The following is a 20069-nucleotide window of genomic DNA, read 5'->3' as shown; positions in this document are numbered from 1 at the left end:
CGCCCCGTGACGTTGCTAGGTCAGATGGATCTTTCTCTTCGGATACTCCCCGCGAGTGATATCGCCGTGTGACCCTGTGAGATATGAATGAGTTGCAGAGGGAACTTCGTCGTCTTCGCAAACAGCGGGGGCTCACCCAGGCACAGGTCGCGGAGGTCGTCGGCTACGTTCCCTCAGCAGCGTCCAACTGGGAAACTGGACGAACTACCCCAGATCGAGCGACCATCGCGGAGTTGGACACGTTCTTCGGCGCGCGTGGTGGTCTGGTCCGCATTCTCGAAGAGGTCACACAGACCGATGGGGTCGCGCCGTGGTTGAGCGATGATAAACAGCTGTCCGAGCGTGCTGTCACCATCGAAGTCGTCACACCGGTGTTGGTACCCGCTCTGCTGGAGTCACCGTTGTACGCGCGCTACGCCCTCGCTGAGGGGCGACCGTCGGACCCGATGAGCAGGATCGAGGCACTCGCCCGGGACCGGTGCGCTCACCTGGGGTCGCTGTCCGAGGACGTCCGGGTGTTCGCGACGTTCCCCGAGTCCGGACTACAGGGTGTATCCCGCGCGGTCCGCAAGGAACAGGCGGCCCACCTGCTGGGACTCATCGAGTCCGATCGGGTCCGTGTGCACATGGTGCCGGCGGGCAGCATCCTCGCGGGGGTGACGTCGCCGTTCCAGATCTACAAGCTCCGTGACGGTTCCCGGGTGGCCACCTCCGAACACACGAACGGGACTATCGTGGTCAACGAAGCCCCAGGTGTTCAACGGTTGCAGGAACTCGCACGCAACGCCCTTGGTAGCGCGCTCCCCGTGGACGACACCCTTCGGAGACTGAAGGAGATCAGTGATGAGTAACGAGTGGCGTACGTCGAGCTACTCGCAGAACGGCGGTCAGTGTGTCCAGGTCCGCGACCGTTCGGCGTCGGTGGACGTGCGGGACAGCGTGTACCCCGGAGCGGGATACGTGACCTTCTCCGCCTCTGAGTGGGCGGCGCTGGTGGCCTCCTCGGTCGAAGACAACTGCTGACCGGCTGCCTCTTTCGCGCTTACCCTCGGCCCGCTGCCCTTCTCTTGGGGTGGTAGGCCGCGCCACGTCCGTATCCGTTCCACCTGGGCATGCACCCTGGTTGTGGAGCCGAGACCTCCACAAGTGAGCCAAATCGGCCTGTGAATTCCCCTTTGAGGACGAGAAGAGAAATCGTGCGGGGCTTGTTGCTCCCTGGGCGGATCGGTAGGCGAATGCGCCGTCTCCTCTGATCCGCTGGGGTCTGCGCATGATTCGCACCAGGCCAACCCGGTGCGGCCCCTGCCGGTGATGTTCCCGAAACCCTCTCCACCGAAGGGGTTGGCAGATTCTGATGGAGAACGCCGGCCGCCGTCTGGACACCGTTCACCTGCTGCGATTTATAAAGGCTAAAATTTGACTCGATTCCTGTAAACTTTTTTGTTCTGGCTAAGAGTAGGTATGAGCTCCTTGCAGAGTTGAATCCTTTCTTCGGGGCTGCTGTCCCGAGACAGTTTATGGATGGACCAGAGTATTATTGTATCTCTTGTTATTTTCACGAGAGTGGCGAGGAGGGCTAGAGATGCGGCGACAAAAATAGCGGGGGTCATCGGTCCGTGTGTCCCTTGCGAATCTTTTCGGAAAGTTCTTTAGTTCTTTCTGGCGTGATTCTGCAGGGGTCCGGGGTCAGTCGGCGAACGCATACGTTTGCTCTCCCGATTCCCATGTTGACGGAATTTGAAGAGAGGAGGAGGTCCTTTTTTTCTATCCCTTCAATCCCTGAAATTAGTCCACTTTCTATGAGATTTGAAGCGATATCACGAGGGTCGTCCCCGCAGCAAGACTCAATCACCAAGTCGAAGTAGCTGTGCGTATACGTATTTGCCCAGCCATGAGATGCTCCTGCGCGGTCAATGATCCTTGGGCGCCGTAGAATCCTACTGAGAAGCAGGTTTCTCAGGGTGCTTGAGCTGTCTTCCTGTCTAGGGCTCCAGTAGCGAAGATTGTTTTTCTCGCTGCTGTGGATTGATTTAGGTTTGTCAATCCACAGCTGCTTCGTGCCTGGCTTGTCATGAGGGAGTTTAGGATGCCAGTCCTTGTCCTCGTGTTGCAGAAATACAGTGGACCCACTGCATAGGTCCACGAGTGGTAGGCGTCCGTTGTAAAGATTTCGGCCAGGGCGTAGTCCTGGAACGCCTCGAACTCCGCCATAATCAGAATCGAAATTCGGCAAGAGTTCGGCAAGGATGGTGTCGGCCATTTCTGAATGAAGATGAAGAACGGGGCCGTCTGGCCAGGGTTCAACCCTTATGATTCCTAGAATGGCTGAGTCTACCTGGTTGTCCCGCAATGCCTCTGCAAGTATGTGAACGATGAAAGATTCAAAGCTCTTCTGTGAGGCGGAGCTTGCATCTGGAACTGGTTGGAAGGTTGTAATAATTCCTTCTCTTGCCCAGTTCAGGCATTTGGAATACCTGTAGCCCGTTGCATGACTGCATCGCGAAGCCACGCGTTGCGTACTGGATTTCCGTGACATACGTATCTCCCTCGCGCTTCCCGGCTAAGCATTTAGAGGCAAGTTCGTACATCTCGCTTCGTTGATCCATATGCCACGGGAACTGCGAAGAGTCCTTGTCCTGCCCTGGAAAGCCGGGATCCAAGGCTTGAGGAAAGTGCGACCGTGATTACACGCACAAGAACCCTACCTGAGTCCTCGATTGTTTCGCAACATCGGAGCTTAGCGTGCCAGCCGAGGGTGTGTCTCAACGCGGTGGGAGGGGTCTTTGTTGAAGAGGAGGCGACAAGGAGAGTTCAGGAGGTGAGCCAACCCGCCACAGTGCCCGGGGGTCAGGGTCGGAAGCTGAAAGCTAGGTTTCAGTTCGCGACCACGGGACTCTATGAGTTGCACGAGCGGTTCAGACGAGTCGGGGAGAGCGACATCTGAGGTGTCGTCTGGTGCCGGACTGGAACGGTCGGGGCCGTCTGGTGGCGTCCGCTGCCACGGTCGAACGACGGTCGGACACAGCGAAGGGCATGTGCCGGATCTCTCCGGAACATGCCCTGAAGTGGTGATGCTGGTGGGCGATACAGGACTCGAACCTGTGACCTCTACCGTGTCGAGGTAGCGCTCTAACCAACTGAGCTAATCGCCCGCGTGAAGCGGTGTGAGGTGGAGACGGGATTCGAACCCGTGTAGACGGCTTTGCAGGCCGCTGCCTCGCCTCTCGGCCACTCCACCGAGTCACACGGAAGCGCCTGGGCGCCTTCGCGTCTCCTCCGAGCGGACGACGGGATTCGAACCCGCGACCCTCACCTTGGCAAGGTGATGCTCTACCAGCTGAGCCACGTCCGCTTGCTGCCTGGCCGGTGTCCGCGTCCTCCGCGGTCCCGCCGTGCTGCTGATAAGAACTTTAGCGGAAAGTCGTCAGACGGCAAATCGACGCAGGGAGGACCGGGTCCTCCGCCGGATCCGGCCCGCCGCGGCGCGGGCGCCGACCCGTGCGGGCCGGCGCCGGGAGCCCCTCGCGCGGTCGGCCGGAGCGGTGGCGTCCGCCCCGGGGCGCACGGGTGGACAATGGGGGCGCGCTGGTGCGACGACCGGGAGGCGGCATGGGCAGGAACGGCGACATCCGCGGCGACGCCCCCCGGGGCGGTGCCCCGGGTACACACGGAACGTCCGGGGACCGGCGGACGCACGGATCCCACAGAACACACGCGGACCACGGGTCCCACCTCTCCTGGGCCCGGGCGCGCGCGGAGGCCGTGGCGCTGGGCGGGCTGAGGGGCGCGGAGCCGCGCGAGACCCCGCTGGAGCGGTCGCTGGGCGGGGTCCTCGGCGCGGACGTGCGGGCCCTGGTGGGGCTGCCCGCCTTCGACGCCTCCGCCATGGACGGCTTCGCGGTGGCGGGTCCGGGGCCCTGGCGGCTGGTCGGCAGGCGGCTCGCGGGCGCGCCCGCGGACGGCGCCGGGCTGCGTCCCGGTGAGGCGGTCGAGATCGCCACGGGGGCGAGGGTCCCCAAGGGCTCCGAGAGCGTCCTGCCGTACGAGCGCTCGGTGGTCCGCGACGGTGTGGTGGAGGGCCGGGTGGAGCACGGCCGCCACGTGCGGTGGGCGGGCGAGGAGACCGCGCCCGGTGAGACCGTTCTCACGAGGGGGACGGTGATCGGGCCTGCGGCGCTCGGACTGGTCGCGAGCCTGGGGCACGCGACCCTGCCCTTGGCGCGCCCGCGGGTGGCCGCCCTCGTGACGGGGGACGAGGTCGCCACGGAGGGACTGCCCGGGGACGGGAGGGTGCGCGACGCCATCGGGCCGCTGCTGCCGGGGGTCGTCGACCGGGCCGGGGGGGTTCTCGCGTCCGTGCGGCACCTGGGCGACGACCGTGCGGCGCTCAGGGAGGCGGCGCAGGGCGCGGACGCCGACGTCGTCGCCGTGTGCGGCTCCTCCTCACGGGGGCCGGCCGACCACTTCCGCGCGGTCCTGGACGACCTCGGGGCCACCGTCGTGGTGGACGGGGTCGCCTGCCGCCCCGGCCACCCGCAACTGCTGGCGTACACGGACGGCGCCGTCTTCGTGGGGCTGCCCGGCAACCCGGGGGCGGCGCTGGTCGCCGCGGTGACGCTGCTGGCCCCCCTGCTGCGCGCGATGGCGGGCGGGCCCGCCCCCGGGGGGGACCTGCCCGCGGCCGTCCTGGACGGCGGGGTCGAGGCCCACCCGGTGGACACCAGGCTGGTCGCCGTGCGCCTGGTCGGCGGCCGGGCCGTGCCCGTCGGCCACGACCGTCCCGGCAGCCTCCGTGGCGCGGCCCTGGCCGACGCCTACGCGGTGGTGCCCCCGGCCTGGGACGGCGCCGAGGTGGAACTGGTCGGCCTCCCCTGAGCGGGGGGCCGACCGCCGCCGCGCCCCGCTAGCGCCCGCCGTGGTCCGGGGCGCCGGACGCGGACCCCGCGGCCGGCGTGCTCCCGGCCGGGCCGGCCCCGTCCGGGGCCCCCGCGAGGGCCCCGGCGCCCGGGGCGCCCGCCGCGTCCGGGGCGCCCGCCGCGTCCGGGCCGTTCCCGTCCCCCGGGGCGGAGGGTTCGGGCGACGCGTCGACGGCCGGGTTGCCCAGCCCCCGCAGCAGCACCCAGACCTGCGTGGCGGCGGCCAGGACGATCACCACGGCGATGACGCTGGTCAGGTGCATCCCGTCGGTGAACGCGGACCGGGCCGCGCCCATGAGGGCGTCGCCGGCGCCGCCGCCCAGGTCGGCGGCGGCGTTCGCGGCGCCGCCCAGGGTCTCCCTGGCCGCGTCGACGGCCTCCGCCGGAACGTCCTCCACACCGGTCAGCTGCGACCGGTAGGAGGCGGTCAGCACGCTGCCCAGCACGGCGACGCCCAGGGCCGCCCCGAGTTCGTAGGCGGTCTCGGAGATCGCCGAGGCCGCGCCCGCGCGCTGGGGCGGGGCCGCGGACATGATCGCGCCGTTGGTCAGCGTCTCGGCGAAGCCCGCGCCGGTGGAGATGAGCGAGAAGCCCAGTGCCACGGTCACCACGCCCGTGGTGACGCCGCTCTCCGGGGCCAGGACCAGGACGGCGAACCCGGACGCGGTCGTCAGCAGGGACCCGCCGATCACGGCGGCCAGGCTCAGGCGCCGCGACAGGCGCACCGCCACCAGGCCCGCGAGGACCGACAGGACCAGGCCGGGGACCAGCACGAGGCCCGCCCGCATGGGCGAGACGCCGAGGACCAGCTGGAGGTACTGCGTCAGGAAGAACAGCGACGACACCAGCGAGAACACGATCATCAGGTTCGTGGCGACGGCCACGCTGAACACGCGGTGGCGGAACAGGTCCACGTCGATGAGCGGGTCGTCGAGCTGCCGCTGGCGGCGCACGAACAGGTAGCCCAGGCCGAAGCCGACGGCCAGGGAGGCGATCGGCACGACGCCGAACCCCTCGGTGGCCAGCTTCTTGATCCCGTACACGGCGGGCAGCATCGCGGCCATGGACAGGACCGCGCTCAGGAGGTCCAGCCGCCCCGCCTCCGGGTTGCGCGACTCGCGGACCAGCAGCGGCACCAGGACCAGGATCAGCACCATGACGGGCAGGTTGATCAGGAAGACCGAACCCCAGGAGAAGTGCTCCAGGAGCCAGCCGCCCAGGATCGGGCCGAGCGCCGCGCCGCCGGAGAACCCGGAGGCCCAGATGGCGATGGCGAGCAGCCGCTGGCGTGCGTCGAGGAAGATGTTGCGCAGCAGGGACAGCGTGGACGGCATCAGCGAGGCGCCCGCCAGGCCGAGCAGGGCGCGGGCGATGATCAGGGTCTCCGCCGTGGGCGAGAACGCGGCGATCAGCGAGGCGGCGCCGAAGGCCGCCGATCCGATCATGAGCAGGCGCCTGCGGCCGATCCGGTCGCCGAGCGAGCCCATGGTGACGAGCAGGCCGGCCAGGATGAAGCCGTACACGTCGACGATCCACAGCAGCTGGCCGGCGGTGGGCCGCAGGTCCTCGCTCAGCGCGGGGACGGCGAAGCCGAGCACGGTCGAGTCGACCGAGATCAGGATCACGGGCAGGACCAGGACGGCGAGGGCGGCCCACTCCCGCGGCCCGGCGAGGGCCGGGGCCGCTCGGTCGCGTCCGTGCGCGTCGGTGGGGCCGGTTCCGGCCTTGGCGGAGCTCATCTTTCCTCGTTACGTGTCGCTGGTTGCGCGGCACCCCGGCCGGGGTGCGGTGGAGGCCCGACGGGAGGCAGCGGACTCCGGGTCGGGAGGGGCGGGAAGTCTGGTCGACCGCGGGCACGCCGCAGGACTCTTCAACCGTCCGGACGGTACAGTACCGTCCGGACGGTACAGTGTCAATCGTGAACGCATCGAACACCCGCGACCGAATTCTCGACTCCCTCCAGGACATCCTCGTCGGCGAGGGTTATTCCGGGGTGACCCTGGAGGCCGTCGCCCGCGCCGCCTCGGTGTCCAAGGGGGGGCTCCTCTACCACTTCCCGTCGAAGGCGGCGATGCTCACCGGCCTGATCGAGCGCCTGAGCGCGCTGGCGGAGGAGGAGTTCCGCGAGGCCCGGGAGGGCGGCGAGGGCGTGGTCCGCGTGTTCCTGCGCACGTCGCTGCCGCAGAGCACGGAGGAGCGCGAGCTGTACTGGGCCGTCATCGCCGCCCTGCGCGGCCGGGAGGACATGCCGGAGGAGGCCACCCGCAGGGTGCAGTACCTGTTCTCGCACTGGGGGGAACTGCTGCACGAGGAGCTCACCGACCCCGTCCTGGCCGAGATCATCCTGCGCGCCGGGGACGGGCTGTACATGGCGGCGATCGCCGGCCTGCCGCAGCCCGAACCCGCGCTCACCCGGGAGATGATCGACCGCCTGGTCGAGGCCTCGGACAAGGTCCGCCGCCCCAGGTGAGGGGCGGCGGGGTCCGCGGCGCGCCGGCTCAGGGCCGGAGCTGGAGGACCTGCACCTCCCTCGCTCCCACGGGGACCCGCACGGTCGGGGTGAAGCCCTGGCCCTCGTAGTACCGGATGAGAGCCCCGTCGCCGCCGGACCAGCAGTCCACGCGCACCAGGCCGATGCCCCGGTCGAGGGCGCGCCTCCGGGCGAAGGCGAGCAGCTCGCCGCCGACGCCGGCCCCGGTGTGCTCCCGGGAGACCAGCAGGAGGCGCACGTAGAGTTCGGGCTCCCCGGCCGGCGGCGCGTACGCGGGCGCCTCCTCGCGGACGGTCACGACCCCGGCGGGGGAGCCCTCCGCCTCGGCCACCCACATCCCGTCGGAGACCAGGTCCTCGACGAGCCGCACCCGGTCGGGGTCGAGCGACCACGGTGCGTCGCCCCACTGCCCGGACCGCCCGCGCGCGGCCAGCCACGCGACGGTGCGGTCGAACATCTCCAGCACCGCCGGTAGGTCGGCCGGGCCTCCCTGCCGTAGCCTCATGTGTCCGCCTCACGCTTCGGGGAACGATCCAGACCGGGACACGGTAGCGGTCCGGTGCGACGACCGGCACGCGGGGAAGGGGGTTCCAGGACCCCGGTCCGGGTGTCGCCGCGGGCCCCGGGAGGTGACAACGTGGTGCTGTTCACGTGTCCGGGATCGTGGTTTACTTCCCAGTAACTTCGTAGCCGCCGCCGGGCCCCGCAGCAGTCGGGTGCCTGCCCACCCCGCGAGGTGAAGTGTGCACTACCTCTACGAGTGGGGCGTGCCGTGTCGACCGGGACGGCCCCCTTCGCGAGACTGTTGCCACCTCGCCGGAGCGTCCACGGGGTGAGAACACGCAGACGGGAAAGCGGGGGGCGGATGCACAGGCTCACCAACCAGGTACGACCGTACGCCTGGGGAGCGCGCACGGCCATCCCGCGCCTGCTGGGCGCCGACCCCGACGGCACGCCCCAGGCCGAGCTCTGGCTGGGCGCCCACCACGGCGCGCCCAGCACCGCCCACTGCGAGGACGGGCCCAGACCCCTGCCCCGCCTGATCGCCGACGACCCGCACCGGGTTCTGGGGCACGGGACCGCCGAGCGGTTCGGCGGACGGCTGCCCTTCCTCCTCAAGTTCCTGGCCGCCGAGGCGCCCCTCTCCCTCCAGGTGCACCCCGACGCCACCCGCGCCCGGGCCGGGTTCGACGCCGAGGAGCGCGCGGGCATCCCCCTCGACGCCCCCCACCGCAACTACCGCGACCCCCACCACAAACCCGAGCTCCTGCTCGCCCTGGAGCCCTTCGAGGCGCTGTGCGGCTTCCGCGAGCCCGCGGCCACCCACGCCGAGCTGCGCGGGCTCACCTGCGAGCTGGCCGTGCTGCTGCGCGCGGACCTGGCGGCGCCCGACACCCACGCGGCCCTGCGCGCGGCCCTCACGCGCCTGCTCACCCTCCCCGACCTCAGCAGGGAGCGCCTGCTCGACGAGTTCGTCGCCGAGTGGTCCGCGTCCGGCCCCCGGGGAACCCACGGCGACATCGTCGCCGACCTCGCCGACCGCTACCCGGGCGATCCGGGCGCGGTCGCCTCGCTCCTGCTCAACAGGGTCACCCTGGGGCCGGGGCAGGCCCTGTTCCTGCCCGCCGGCAACCTGCACGCCTACCTCCAGGGGACGGCGATCGAGGTGATGGCCAGCTCGGACAACGTGCTGCGCGCGGGGCTGACCGCCAAGCACGTGGACGCCCACGAGCTCCTGGACGTGGTGGACTTCTCGGTGCTGCCGATCCCCTACGCGCGGCCCGGCCTGCTGGAGGGGAGGCGGGAGTTCCGCCCGGCCGCCCCCGAGTTCGCGCTGCACGAGATCGGGCCGGGCCGCGTCGCGGCCCACCTGCCGGGGGAGGGGCCCACGGTGGTGCTGGTCCTGCACGGGCGGGTGGAGCTGGTCGCGGAGGTCGGCCAGGGCCTGACCCTGGAACGCGGCGAGTCGGTGTTCGTGCAGGCGGGCAGCGGACCGATCAAGGTCGAGGGGCACGGGCACGTCGTCGCGGCGACGGTCGGCTCCCGCTGACGGGGCGGTCCGCCTCCCGCGCCGGGGCGGAGGCGGGCGCGCGGGGAGGCGCCGCGCGCAGGCACACCTGTCCTCTTCGTCACGTCGCACGGCCCGGGCGCGCAGGGAGGTGTCCGCGCGCCGATACCCTTGGCCTCTCTGTTCCCACCGAACACACAAGGGGTACCACCATGGCGCTCGAGCGTCCGGAGATCGACTTCATCGAGGGCCCGCCGCCCGCCGACCTGGAGATCACCGACATCAAGGTCGGCGAAGGCGCGCAGGCCGGCCACGGCAGCACCGTCGACGTCCACTACGTGGGCGTGGCCTTCTCCAGCGGCGAGGAGTTCGACGCCAGCTGGAACCGTGGAGAACCGCTGAGCTTCCGGCTCGGGGCCGGCCAGGTCATCTCCGGCTGGGACCAGGGCGTCCTGGGCATGCGCGTGGGCGGCCGGCGCAAGCTGGTCATCCCCCCGCACCTGGCCTACGGCGACCGCGGCGCCGGCGGCGCCATCAAGGGGGGCGAGACCCTGATCTTCGTCTGCGACCTCGTCGGCGTCCGCTGACCCGACCGGCGCCGGGGGCCGGCCCCCCCGGACGCGCTGACACGCGGAGCGCGGAGGGCCCGCACCGCGCCCACGGGCGCGGTGCGGGCCCTCCGTCCGCCTAGCCCAGGGTTGCGCCCACCTTGATGTGGCCCCTGAGCAGGTCGCGGGCGATCGTGCGGCGCTGGATCTCGTCGGTCCCCTCGAAGATGCGCAGCAGCCGGACGTCGCGGTAGAAGCGCTCGATCGGCAGTTCGCGGGTGTAGCCCATGCCGCCGTGGATCTGCATGACCCGGTCGACGATCTCGTTGGCCTTCACCCCGCCGAAGAGCTTGGCGATGGACTGCGCGTGGCGCGAGTCCCGCCCCACCGACACCTGCCAGGCGGCGTGCAGGACGAGCAGGCGCAGGGCCTCGATCTCGGTCTGGGAGTCGGCGATCATCCACTGGATGGCCTGGCGGTCGGCGATGGGCGCCCCGAACGTCTCGCGGGTCCGCGAGTACTCGATCGCCATGTCCAGCAGGCGCTCGCAGCCGCCGAGCGCGCGGGCGGGCAGCAGGTAGCGGCCCTTGCCGATCCACTTCATGGCGAGCGAGAACCCGTGCCCCTCCTCGCCCAGGATGTTCTCGTGGGGCACGCGCACGTCCTGGAAGACCAGGGAGGCGGGGCGGCGCTCGCCCATGGTGTCGATGGGCTCGGAGGTCCAGCCCGCGTCGCGGTCGACGAGGAAGCACGTCACGCCCCCGTCGGCGCCCTTCTCCGGGTCGGTGACCGCGAAGACCATGGCGAAGTCGGCCTCGTTGCCGCCGGTGATGAAGGTCTTCTCGCCGTTGATCACCCACTCGTCGCCGTCGCGGACCGCGCGGGCGCGGATGGCCTTGGCGTCGGAGCCCGCGCCGGGCTCGGTGATGGCGAAGCAGGAGCGGCGCTCACCGGCGATCGTGGGCAGGAGGTAGCGCTCCTTCTGCTCCTCGTTGGCGTGGTACAGGATGTTGTCGGCCTCGCCGCCGAACTTGAAGGTCAGGAAGGTTCTGCCCAGTTCGATCTCGATGATCGCGGCGGTGACCGGGTCCAGGCCCATGCCCCCGTACTCGGTCGGCGTCTCCACGCCCCAGAAGTCGGACTTGCGGGCCAGCTCGCGCAGGCGGGTGCGCTCCTCGGAGTTGAGGCCGGGCGGGCGGCCCTCGCGCTCCCGGCGCAGCACCTCGTTCTCCAGCGGCATGAGCTCCCGCTCGACGAAGGTCCGCACCCAGTCGCGTACGGCGCGCTGTTCTTCGCTCAACGAGAAATCGATCACGGCCTGCTCCCCAGTAACCTAACAGTGTTCGGTTATTTGAGGGTACGGTGTGCCCGGCCGCGCGTGCAAGAGGTCGGGGCACCGGGGTTCCCACGCGTTCCGGCGGTGACCGGTCGCCCCGCCGCAGCGCCCCGCCGACACCGCGGGTACCCGGCGCCGGACGTGCGCCGCGTACTGACGTGCGATGATCGGGCCGGGCGCCGGACGGACCGGGCGCCTCCCGCAGTGGAGAGAGGGATCCCCCGTGGCCCGACCCAGGACGCCGATCCTGAGCAAACCCGCCATCCGCCTGGCCGCGCTCACGCTCATCGACCGCGACGGCCTCGACGGGCTGTCGATGCGCAAGCTGGCCCAGGAGCTCGACGTGCAGGCCGCCTCCCTCTACAGCCACTACCGGACCAAGGAGGAGCTGCTCACCGAGGTCGCCGACGAGGTCACCGCCCACATCGACGTCTCGGGGTTCGACGGCGGCGACTGGCGCGAGGGCCTCACCGTCTGGGCGCGCTCCTACCGCGACGCCCTCGCCGAGCACCCCCACCTGCTCCCGGTCGTGTCCGCGGGTCCCGGCCGCCGGGAGGAGGCGCTGCGGCGCGCCGACGCCGTGCACGGCGGGCTCGTCGGCGCGGGCTGGCCGCCCCGCTACGCCACGATGATCGGCGCCTCCACGAAGTACCTCATCGTGGGGGCCGCGACCAACTCCTTCGCCCGGGGGTTCGACGACGACGTGCGCGTCTACCGGGACCGCTACCCCAACCTGTCCCAGGCCCACCGGCTCGCCGAGCATGCCGCGGAGATCGACGACGCGAGCTTCGAGCTGGCCCTGTCGGCCTTCCTGGACGGGCTCACCGACGTCTTCGCCAGGGTGCGGGTCACACCCCACGACTGACCGCGCGCGGAAGGGCGCGGCACGGTCCCCGTCCCGGACCGCGCCGCGCCGGCTGTTCGGGCCCCGGCCCCTGTGCTCAGGAGCCGGTCGGCCTCGTCTCGGTGTTGCCCTCGATGGCGGTGCGCTCCAGCCGGTCCAGCAGGGAGCCGTTCGCCGGCACGGTCCGCAGGGCGACCTCCTTGCCGTACCTGATCCGGGCGAACGTCTCCGGGAGCCGCGCCTCCAGACGCCGGTACGCCACCCGGCCGAGCCACCACGCCGCGAGCGCCCCGTTGATCACGCCCACCGGTACCGCCGCCCACGGAAGACCGGCCAGGCCGAGGAACACGGCGGCGAGCACGGCGGGCGCCGACAGCAGCGGCAGGGCCACCAGCGCGATCCACACCTGGACCTGGTTGTCGCCCGAGTCGTTGGCGTCCACCCTCAGCTGCGGGTCCACCCCGGGGGAGAGCGCCACCACCGACAGCAGGAGCGCGAGCCCGCTCCCCGCGCCGAAGAACACCGCCAGCCCCGTGAGCACGTACGGCCACGCCCAGTGCGAGCCCGTCGCCACGACGAACACCGCGCTCAGCAGGGCCGCGCCCGGCACGGTCAGCAGAAGGATCGCCACCTGGCGGCCGCGCACGTCCGCCCGCACCGTGTCCCGGTCTTGGCCGACCACCGACAGCCACAGCGCCGTCCCGTCGTGCCCGTACATGTTCGAGGTGGCCAGCGCCATGATGAAGGCCGCGATCACCCCGGCGAACGGCGCGAAGAAGGAGAACAGGTCGCTGGACCAGGTCAGCAGGCCGATGAACAGCGCCGCCCACAGCGACGAGCGCAGTTCCAGGCCGCGCCACGGGTCGCGCCACCACTGGCGCAGCTCCTTGCCGACCACCGCGCCCAGGGGGGTGTCCGGCAGCAGGGGGAACCGGGGCCCGCGGGCCGTCGGCGGGCGCGCGCCCAGGGGCCGGCCCCGGCGCCGCACGCCGCGCGCCTCGACCCGGGGGGCCAGCAGCAGGGCGGTCACCGCGACCAGCGCCACGGTGAGCAGCGCCAGCGCGCCGAGCCAGGCGGAGGCCGCCCCCCAGGATCCCGCGGCCGCGGCCTGGACGGCGAGTACCGGCCAGGAGGTCGGCAGGGCGGACAGCACCGCGCCGACCGCGCCCTCGCCCAGGCCGTTCTCGCTCAGGGCCAGGGTCGCCGTGAACGCGGGCTGGACCGCCATCCACCCGAAGAAGAGCCCGGCGAGGATCAGGCCCCACTGCACCGACGCGATCTCCATCCCCAGCCGCGAGTGCATCGCCGCGCCCAGGGCGCGGAACACCAGCCGGGACAGCGAGACCACGAACACCCACAGCAGCAGGACCCCCGGGACCGCCACCAGCAGGGCCGCCGGGTCCACCGCCAGCGCGTGCCAGGCCAGGGCGGCCAGCGCCGCCAGGGTCAGGGCGGGGCCGATGTCGAAGAACATGGTCAGCAGCAGGATCGCGCCCAGCCGGCGCCGGTCCAGGGGCAGCAGCGCGAAGTACTGCGAGCGCAGGACCCCCGTGCCGTTGGCGACGGTCGGGCCGAGCATCCACGCCGCGGCCCACACCGCGAACACCAGTGACAGCAGGTCCGCCCGCACGGCGTCCGAACCGGCCGCCAGGGCGAAGTACCAGGTGATGCCGAGACCGAGGACCGCGAGGGCGATCCCGAACAGGCGCATCCCCGTGGAGGAGTGGCCCAGCAGGGTGAACTTCAGCCGGATCAGGAGGACAGCCACGCCAGTTCCCCCTCCCCGACCTCGCGGGCGCCCACCAGGCGGACGAAGGTGTCCTCCAGGGTGGCGTCCGCCCCGCGCACGTCCGCCAGGGACCCGTCGGCCAGCACCCGTCCCCGGGCGATGATGGCCACCCGGTCGGTCAGCTGCTCCACCAGCGCCATCACGTGGCTGGAGACCACCACCGTGCCGCCGCCGTCGGTGAACCGCCTCAGGATCGCCGTCAGCACCCTCGCCGACACCGGGTCCACCGCCTCGTAGGGCTCATCGAGCACGAGGACCTTCGGGGCGTGCAGCAGGGCGGTGGCCAGGCCGATCTTCTTGCGCATGCCGGTCGAGTACTCCGCGACCAGGACCGCGTCCGCCTCGGCCCCGTCCAGCTCCAGCACGCGCAGCAGCTCCTCGGCCCGGGCCCGGACCACCCCCCGCCCGAGCCCCCGCAACCGCCCCCAGTAGTCGAGGAGCTCGCCGCCGGTCAGGCGCTCCGGCAGGGCCAGGCCGTCCGGCAGCACCCCCAGCAGGCGCTTGGCGGCGACCGGGTCCCCCCACACGTCCGCGCCCAGGACCCGCGCGGTCCCGCTGTCCGGGCGGAGCAGGCCCACCGCCATGGACAGCGACGTGGTCTTGCCGGCCCCGTTGGGGCCGACCAGTCCGAGCATCGTCCCGCGCGGGACGGACAGGGACACCCCGTCGGCGGCCCTGGTCTCGTTGAAGGTCTTGGTCAGCCCGTCCAGTTCCAGCGCGGGCACGTCGTCGCTCATACCCCCATGCTCGCGCAGCGGGGGCCCGGGCGCATCGTCCGAGCGGTCACGGCCGATCGGCCGATCGGCCGATCGGCCGCCGGGGGGCGGCCTGCGGACGGAGGCGGGCGGGGCGGCGGCGGTTCTAGTCTGGTGGCGACGAGAGGGGGCGGCCAGTGCGCACCACGCCGGCGGCGACCGGGGGGAAGGACGGGGAAGGGGCGGCGCCCGGGGACCCCCGCCGGCGGGGGCGGGACGCGGCCGTCGACGCCCTCCTGTTCACCACCGCCCTCCTGTGGTGGCTGAACACCACCGTCGGCTACTTCGCCGGGCACCTCATCGGCCTGACGCACTACGTGCCGGAGTGGCTCTTCGTGCCCGACGCGGTCGCCGGGGCGGTCGGCTGCCTGGCGCTCCTGCTGCGCCGCAGGCGCCCCCTCGCCGTTGCCCTGGTCCTGTGCGTGCTGGCGGCCTTCTCCAACTCGGTCACCGCCGCCCTGGTCATCGGCCTCGTCGGCCTCGCGATCCGCCGCCCCTGGCAGCAGGCGGCGTGGGTGGTGGCGCTGACCATGGTCCTGGGCCTGCCCTGGCTCGTCACCGTGCCGCCCGGCCGGGTCGAGAGCGCCCTGTCCGTCGCGCTCGCGGCCTCCCTCGTCACGGGCAGCGTCGGCTGGGGCGCCGCCATCCGCGCCCGCCGCCAGCTGGTGGAGCGCCTGCGGGCCGACGTCCGGCGCGAACGCGCGGACCGCGAGCGGCGGCTGGAGGACGCCCGCACCGAGGAGCGCCGCCGTATCGCCAGGGAGATGCACGACGTGGTCGCGCACCGCATGTCCCTGCTGTCGGTGCACGCCGGAGCCCTCGCCTACAGGACCGAACGGGCCGAGGCGGGCGCCGCCGCGCCGCTGGAGGCCGCGGAACTCGGCGCCGCGGTCCGGGTCATCCGGGACAACGCGCACCGCGCCCTGGAGGAGCTCGGCGGGGTCCTGGAGGTCCTGCGCTCCGCGGACACCCTGCCGGGCGGGGCGGACGACCACGTCGGGACCGCGGCGCCCGCGGCGGGGCTCGCCGACGCCGGGCGGCTGGTCGCGGAGGCGGTCGCCGCGGGGCAGCGGGTGGAGTGGGAGCTCGACGTCCCCGCCGGGGCCGAACCGGAGGGCCAGGTGGCGCGCACCGTCTACCGGGTGGTGCAGGAGGGGCTGACCAACACGCGCAAGCACGCCCCGGGGGCCAGGGCGGGCGTGCGGGTGTCCGGCGGCCCGGGGCGGGGCGTGGAGGTGTCGGTGACCAGCGCGCTGCCGGTCGGGGTGGTCTCCGGCGAGATCCCGGGCGCGGGCGCGGGACTGACGGGGCTGGCCGAGCGGGTCGCGCTGGAGGGCGGCGAGCTGTTCCACGGGGCGCAGGGCGGGGTGTTCCGCCTGACCGCGACCCTGCCGTGGCCCGGACCCCCGGAGGTGCCATAGTGGTGGCCGTGCCTACCGACCCCGTGCGCGTACTCCTCGTCGACGACGACCCCCTGGTGCGCGCGGGGCTGCGGATCATGCTCTCCGGCGACGACCGCATCGAGGTCGTCGGCGGGGCGGGCGACGGCTCCGAGGTGGGCGCGGCCGTCGCCGAGCACCGCCCCGACGTGGTGCTGATGGACGTGCGCATGCCCGGCGTGGACGGGATCACCGCCACCGAGGGCCTGCGCGGCGGAGCGCCGGGCGGGGGAGGCGTCCGGCCCCAGGTCATCGTCCTGACCACGTTCGACGCCGACGCCACGGTGGTGCGGGCCCTGCGGGCGGGCGCCGCCGGGTACCTGCTCAAGCACACCGAGCCCGAGCGCATCGTGGAGTCGGTGCTCCGCGCCGCGGCCGGCGAGCCCGTGCTCTCGCCGGGCGTGGCCCGCGCGCTGATGGACCGGGTGGCCGGGCAGGACCCGGCCGAGCGCTCCGAGGCGCCCACCCGCAGGGAACGGGCCCGGCGGAGGCTGGAGCTGCTCACGGAACGGGAGCGGGAGGTCGCCGAGGCCGTGACCGCGGGGCTGTCCAACGCGGAGATCGCGGAACGCCTGTACATGTCCATGGGGACGGTGAAGTCCCACGTGTCCAGCGCCCTCGCGAAGCTGGACCTGACCGGCCGCGTGCAGCTGGCCCTGCTCACCCACGACGCGCGGCCGGAGGACTGACCGGAGCGTGCCGGGCACGGCGGGACCGGCAGGCCCCGAGGCCCCCTGTTCCCGGCGAGCCGCACGCCGCCCCGGGGCTCCGGACGGTTCCCGGGCCCGGGGAGGGCGCGTCGGCCGCGGGCGCCTCCTCGCGGCCCCGCCCTCGTCGACCGCCCGCGCCGTCACGCCGCCGGCGGCCCCGTGCGTGCCCGGCCGCGGGGCCGCCCCGCCGTCCGCGGGACCGGCCGCGCTCAGTCCCGGGCGGCCGCGGCCAGGGCCCGCGCGAGGCGGTCCGCCTCGCCGCCCTCGGGGAAGGGGGTGCCGGTGGCCAGGCGGACCAGGACCGCCCCGGACAGCAGGTCGGCGACCAGCGGGGCGCGGTCGGGGTCGGAGACCTCCCCGCGCGCGGCGGCGCGTGCGAGGACCTCCCGGACCAGGGTCGTCCGCTGCTCCAGGAGCGAGCGCAGGACCGCGGCGCCCTCCCCGTCCCGGAGGGCGTCGGAGAGCGCGTGCCGGGCCAGGGCCTGGAGCGGCGTCCCGCCGAACACCCCCTGGACGACGCCGACCGCGGCGGTGAGGTCGCCCTCCAGCGACCCGGTGTCGGGCACCTCCATCCGGTCGGCGCCGACCTGTCCGGCGACGGCCGCCACCAGGTCCCGCTTGGTCGGGTAGCGCCGGAACACGCTCGTGCGCCCGACCCCGGCCCGGGCCGCCACCTCGTCGAAGGTCAGCCCGAACCCGCGCTCCGCCAGCAGTTCCAGCGCCGCGGCGCGGATCGCCTCGTCCACGGCCGGATCGGGGCGGCGTCCGCCCCTGGCCCCGTTTCCCGCGGTGCCCATGACGCTTCCTCCCGGGCCTTGACAGCAGTAGGGGTACTCGTAGTATCGGTACTCGAAGTTCCGGTACCCAGAGTACCGGACGAGGCGTACCACCCGCCGCCCCCCGAGGAGTGCAGCCATGAGCGTCACCATCGTCGGAGCGGGGCCCACGGGTCTCATGCTCGCCGGAGACCTGGCCGAGGCCGGGGTCGAGGTCCGGGTCCTGGAGAAGCGCGCCCGGGAGTGCGACCTGCCCCGCGGTCTCGCCGTCCACGCCCGCGCCCTCGAACTGCTCGACGTGCGGGGGCTCGCCGACACCCTCGTCGGCCAGGGCTTCCCCGTCCCCGAGGTGCGCGTCGCCCTCGGCGACGGCCGCGGCCTCACCCTCGACCTGCGCCACCCCGAGAGCCGCTTCCCGTTCGTCCTCATGGTCCGGCAGGGCCGTACCGAGGCCCTCCTCCGGCAGCGGGTCGAACGGCTCGGCGTGCCCGTGGTCCGGGGCGCCGAGGTCACCGGGCTCGCCCAGGACGGGGACGGCGTCGACCTCGCCGTCCGCACCTCCGACGGCGAGCACACCGAACGGACCGGCCGCGTCGTCGGAACGGACGGCGCGCACAGCACCGTCCGGGAGCTCCTGGGGGTGCGGTTCAGCGGACACGCCTACGACACGCACATCCTGCTCGCCGACGTCCGGCTCAGGCAGGACCTGCCGCCGGCGGTCACCTCGTTCGTCGGACGCGACGGCGTCGCCCTCCTCCCGCCCTACGGAGACGGCTGGTACCGCGCCACCGTCTGGGACCGTGCCCGCCAGGACGCCCCGCCGGGCGGACCCGTCGACGCGGAGGAGGTCGCCGAGTCCCTGCGGCGGCTCTCCGGCGGCGCCCTGGACGTCGCGGAGGTGCGCCGGTCGGCGCGCCTGCTCAGCGAGCGCCGACAGGCGGGGGACTACCGCGTCGGGAGGGTCCTGCTCGCCGGGGACGCCGCGCACGTCCACTCGCCCATGGGCGCCATGGGCACGAGCACCGGCCTCCAGGACGCGGCCAACCTCTCCTGGAAGCTCGCGGCCGTCGAGAAGGGGTGGGCCCCCGCCTGGCTCCTCGACTCCTACGAGGCCGAGCGCCACCGGGCCGGCCGCGCCACCCTCCGCCTCAGCGACATGCTCCTGCGCGCGGCCGTCGCCCCGGCGCCCGTGCGCGCGGTGCGCTCCCGGGTGGTTCCGGCGCTGGCCGGCGTCCACGCGGTCGCGGACAGGGTCCGTCTGCGGCTCGCGGGGCTCGGCCACTCCTACGAGCTGCCGGACGGCCTCGCCGTCTCCGACACCACGGGGACGCGCGTGGACGACCTGCCCCTCACCGTCGGGGGCCGGCCCGCACGGCTGTACGAGCTGATGGACGGCGTCCGCTTCACCCTGCTCGACGCCTCCCCCGACGGCGCCGCGGCCGAGGCAGCCCTGCCCTGGGCGGACCGGGTCCGGATCGTGCGGGTCCGGGGCGACCTGCCCGGCGGGGCGGAGGTCCTCCTGGTGCGCCCCGACGGCTACGCCGCGTGGGACGACGCGCACCCCGACGCGGAGGAGGAGCGGACCGTGCTCCGGCAGTGGGCCGGGGCGGAGACGGTCGGGCCCCGCCCCTGATCCGGAGGTCGGGACGGCCCCGTCGTTCGGCGCGGCCTCTCCTCCGGGACGCCTGTGAACGCCGAGAAAAGGAACACCCCGGGTTATGGAAGGAGAAAACGTAGAAAGGCGACCGCGGATATCACAGGACACTTTTCCCGCCAAGGAAGGAACGGCGCCATAAAACGGTCCGGGGCGGCTCCGCCGGCGGGGGCGTTGGTAGCTTTGACCCCGGTGCACCCGTGACGCCCCGCCCCGCCCGGGGAGGGGCACCCGACGAGGAAGGCGGTCCCCCGTGGCCAGGACGCGTGTGATCTGGGCGAAGAAGCTCCCGGAGGTCTACGGCAAGCTGGACGAGATCGACAAGATCATCGCCGGCCACCTGGAGGGGAGCCTCCTGGAGCTGGTGAAGCTGCGCTCCTCGGTGATCAACGGCTGCTCCTTCTGCGTCGACCTGCACACGCGGGTCGCCCTCAAGCAGGGGGAGACCCAGCGGCGGCTGTTCCTCGTCTCCGCCTGGTACGAGGCGGGGGCCGTCTTCACCGACGCGGAACGGGCCGCCCTCGCGCTCACCGACGAGATGACCCGCCTGGGCGAGCACGGGGTGTCCGACGAGACCTACGACGCCGCCGCCGAGCACTTCGACGACCAGCAGCTGGCCGCGCTCATGTCCGCGATCGCGATGATCAACCTGTACAACCGGCTCGCGGTCACCAGCCACCTGCACCCGCCCGCGAACTGACCGGGCGGAGGGCGCGGGACGGCGGCCCCGGCCGGTCCGGGTCCTTCCGCGGAAGGACCCGGACAGGGACCGGGCCCCTCGGCCTCCGCTTCCGCCCCTCCCG

Annotated in this window: 17 protein-coding genes and 3 tRNA genes; 11 read left to right on the top strand and 9 right to left on the bottom strand. The window is 72.6% G+C overall.

Translation table 11 applies throughout. The features are described 5' to 3' along the window. The first annotated feature begins 83 nt into the window (after positions 1 to 83). Both ACIRPH_RS22685 and ACIRPH_RS22680 read left to right on the top strand, forming a co-directional pair. On the top strand, positions 84 to 851 hold the full coding sequence (locus ACIRPH_RS22685; RefSeq protein WP_402917353.1) for a Scr1 family TA system antitoxin-like transcriptional regulator: 768 nt from the start codon (positions 84 to 86) through the stop codon (positions 849 to 851). After that, positions 844 to 1023, top strand: a complete 180-nt coding sequence (locus ACIRPH_RS22680) for a DUF397 domain-containing protein (protein WP_402917350.1) — start codon at positions 844 to 846, stop codon at positions 1021 to 1023. Before ACIRPH_RS22685 ends, ACIRPH_RS22680 begins: the two co-directional genes overlap by 8 nt. Before the next feature lie 2052 nt (positions 1024 to 3075). Here ACIRPH_RS22680 and ACIRPH_RS22675 read toward each other — a convergent pair. The 3 genes from ACIRPH_RS22675 to ACIRPH_RS22665 all read right to left on the bottom strand — a co-directional run bounded on the left by ACIRPH_RS22675 (position 3076) and on the right by ACIRPH_RS22665 (position 3352). Next, a tRNA-Val gene (locus ACIRPH_RS22675) sits at positions 3076 to 3152 on the bottom strand. 15 nt (positions 3153 to 3167) lie between these two features. Beyond that, positions 3168 to 3238 (bottom strand) — tRNA-Cys (locus ACIRPH_RS22670). Between the two features lie 41 nt (positions 3239 to 3279). Continuing rightward, positions 3280 to 3352: transfer RNA gene (locus tag ACIRPH_RS22665), tRNA-Gly, on the bottom strand. Positions 3353 to 3768: 416 nt separating this feature from the next. Between ACIRPH_RS22665 and ACIRPH_RS22660 the strand changes: the two genes are divergently transcribed. After that, entirely contained in the window at positions 3769 to 4875 is a 1107-nt protein-coding gene (locus tag ACIRPH_RS22660) for a molybdopterin molybdotransferase MoeA (protein ID WP_402917820.1), read from the top strand. A 28-nt stretch (positions 4876 to 4903) separates the two neighbouring features. Here ACIRPH_RS22660 and ACIRPH_RS22655 read toward each other — a convergent pair whose 3' ends face one another. Further along, a complete protein-coding gene (locus tag ACIRPH_RS22655) occupies positions 4904 to 6655 on the bottom strand; it encodes an MFS transporter (RefSeq protein WP_402917347.1) in 1752 nt (583 codons plus the stop codon). A 179-nt stretch (positions 6656 to 6834) separates the two neighbouring features. Here ACIRPH_RS22655 and ACIRPH_RS22650 point away from each other — a divergent pair, with 179 nt between their 5' ends. Then, positions 6835 to 7386, top strand: coding sequence for a TetR/AcrR family transcriptional regulator (locus ACIRPH_RS22650; protein ID WP_402917345.1), 552 nt, complete (start codon positions 6835 to 6837; stop codon positions 7384 to 7386). 28 nt (positions 7387 to 7414) lie between these two features. On the opposite strand, the gene ACIRPH_RS22645 is transcribed toward ACIRPH_RS22650, so the two are convergent. Further along, complete coding sequence (locus tag ACIRPH_RS22645; protein ID WP_402917343.1) at positions 7415 to 7912, bottom strand: GNAT family N-acetyltransferase; 498 nt, start codon at positions 7910 to 7912, stop codon at positions 7415 to 7417. Positions 7913 to 8272: 360 nt separating this feature from the next. On the opposite strand from ACIRPH_RS22645, the gene manA reads away from it, so the two are divergent. Together manA and ACIRPH_RS22635 are read left to right on the top strand one after the other, a co-directional pair. Further along, positions 8273 to 9457: a mannose-6-phosphate isomerase, class I gene (gene manA, locus ACIRPH_RS22640; RefSeq protein ID WP_402917341.1), complete on the top strand. Its 1185-nt coding sequence runs from the start codon at positions 8273 to 8275 to the stop codon at positions 9455 to 9457. Positions 9458 to 9627: 170 nt separating this feature from the next. After that, positions 9628 to 10002, top strand: coding sequence for an FKBP-type peptidyl-prolyl cis-trans isomerase (locus ACIRPH_RS22635; protein WP_402917339.1), 375 nt, complete (start codon positions 9628 to 9630; stop codon positions 10000 to 10002). Between the two features lie 100 nt (positions 10003 to 10102). Here ACIRPH_RS22635 and ACIRPH_RS22630 read toward each other — a convergent pair whose 3' ends face one another. Continuing rightward, entirely contained in the window at positions 10103 to 11278 is a 1176-nt protein-coding gene (locus ACIRPH_RS22630; RefSeq protein ID WP_402917337.1) for an acyl-CoA dehydrogenase family protein, read from the bottom strand. 244 nt (positions 11279 to 11522) lie between these two features. Here ACIRPH_RS22630 and ACIRPH_RS22625 point away from each other — a divergent pair, with 244 nt between their 5' ends. Beyond that, complete coding sequence (locus ACIRPH_RS22625; RefSeq protein ID WP_402917335.1) at positions 11523 to 12164, top strand: TetR/AcrR family transcriptional regulator; 642 nt, start codon at positions 11523 to 11525, stop codon at positions 12162 to 12164. 76 nt (positions 12165 to 12240) lie between these two features. Here the strand turns inward: ACIRPH_RS22625 and ACIRPH_RS22620 are convergent, their stop codons facing one another. Further along, the gene (locus ACIRPH_RS22620; protein WP_402917333.1) at positions 12241 to 13911 is read right to left on the bottom strand and encodes a hypothetical protein; all 1671 of its coding nucleotides are present in this window, start codon (positions 13909 to 13911) and stop codon (positions 12241 to 12243) included. Next, entirely contained in the window at positions 13896 to 14669 is a 774-nt protein-coding gene (locus tag ACIRPH_RS22615; RefSeq protein WP_402917331.1) for an ABC transporter ATP-binding protein, read from the bottom strand. The genes ACIRPH_RS22620 and ACIRPH_RS22615 overlap by 16 nt, the downstream gene beginning before the upstream one ends. Positions 14670 to 14824: 155 nt before the next feature. On the opposite strand from ACIRPH_RS22615, the gene ACIRPH_RS22610 reads away from it, so the two are divergent. Both ACIRPH_RS22610 and ACIRPH_RS22605 read left to right on the top strand, forming a co-directional pair. Further along, complete coding sequence (locus tag ACIRPH_RS22610) at positions 14825 to 16108, top strand: sensor histidine kinase (RefSeq protein WP_402917329.1); 1284 nt, start codon at positions 14825 to 14827, stop codon at positions 16106 to 16108. Next, a complete protein-coding gene (locus tag ACIRPH_RS22605) occupies positions 16108 to 16815 on the top strand; it encodes a response regulator (RefSeq protein ID WP_402917327.1) in 708 nt (235 codons plus the stop codon). The genes ACIRPH_RS22610 and ACIRPH_RS22605 overlap by 1 nt, the downstream gene beginning before the upstream one ends. A gap of 230 nt (positions 16816 to 17045) precedes the next feature. On the opposite strand, the gene ACIRPH_RS22600 is transcribed toward ACIRPH_RS22605, so the two are convergent. After that, entirely contained in the window at positions 17046 to 17753 is a 708-nt protein-coding gene (locus tag ACIRPH_RS22600; RefSeq protein ID WP_402917325.1) for a TetR/AcrR family transcriptional regulator, read from the bottom strand. Here ACIRPH_RS22600 and ACIRPH_RS22595 point away from each other — a divergent pair. Both ACIRPH_RS22595 and ACIRPH_RS22590 read left to right on the top strand, forming a co-directional pair. After that, positions 17752 to 19245, top strand: a complete 1494-nt coding sequence (locus tag ACIRPH_RS22595) for an FAD-dependent monooxygenase (RefSeq protein ID WP_402917323.1) — start codon at positions 17752 to 17754, stop codon at positions 19243 to 19245. The two genes, ACIRPH_RS22600 and ACIRPH_RS22595, sit on opposite strands and share 2 nt — an antisense overlap. Before the next feature lie 274 nt (positions 19246 to 19519). Then, positions 19520 to 19966, top strand: a complete 447-nt coding sequence (locus ACIRPH_RS22590; RefSeq protein WP_402917321.1) for a carboxymuconolactone decarboxylase family protein — start codon at positions 19520 to 19522, stop codon at positions 19964 to 19966. The last annotated feature ends 103 nt before the right edge of the window (positions 19967 to 20069 follow it).

The sequence above is a fragment of the Nocardiopsis sp. NPDC101807 genome (assembly GCF_044766605.1).
GTDB classification, from domain to species: Bacteria; Actinomycetota; Actinomycetes; order Streptosporangiales; family Streptosporangiaceae; genus Nocardiopsis; species Nocardiopsis tropica.
The sequence above is the reverse complement of the archived record's forward strand: the minus strand, read 5'-3'. Positions and strand labels throughout refer to the sequence as shown.

Bases quoted from the DNA above. Each gene is read 5' to 3' on its own strand.
- ACIRPH_RS22685 (WP_402917353.1), top strand. From the start codon at position 84: ATGAATGAGTTGCAGAGGGAACTTCGTCGTCTTCGCAAACAGCGGGGG.
- ACIRPH_RS22680 (WP_402917350.1), top strand. From the start codon at position 844: ATGAGTAACGAGTGGCGTACGTCGAGCTACTCGCAGAACGGCGGTCAG.
- ACIRPH_RS22655 (WP_402917347.1), bottom strand. From the start codon at position 6,655: ATGAGCTCCGCCAAGGCCGGAACCGGCCCCACCGACGCGCACGGACGC.
- ACIRPH_RS22645 (WP_402917343.1), bottom strand. From the start codon at position 7,912: ATGAGGCTACGGCAGGGAGGCCCGGCCGACCTACCGGCGGTGCTGGAG.
- manA (WP_402917341.1), top strand. From the start codon at position 8,273: ATGCACAGGCTCACCAACCAGGTACGACCGTACGCCTGGGGAGCGCGC.
- ACIRPH_RS22635 (WP_402917339.1), top strand. From the start codon at position 9,628: ATGGCGCTCGAGCGTCCGGAGATCGACTTCATCGAGGGCCCGCCGCCC.
- ACIRPH_RS22615 (WP_402917331.1), bottom strand. From the start codon at position 14,669: ATGAGCGACGACGTGCCCGCGCTGGAACTGGACGGGCTGACCAAGACC.
- ACIRPH_RS22595 (WP_402917323.1), top strand. From the start codon at position 17,752: ATGAGCGTCACCATCGTCGGAGCGGGGCCCACGGGTCTCATGCTCGCC.
- ACIRPH_RS22600 (WP_402917325.1), bottom strand. From the start codon at position 17,753: ATGGCTGCACTCCTCGGGGGGCGGCGGGTGGTACGCCTCGTCCGGTAC.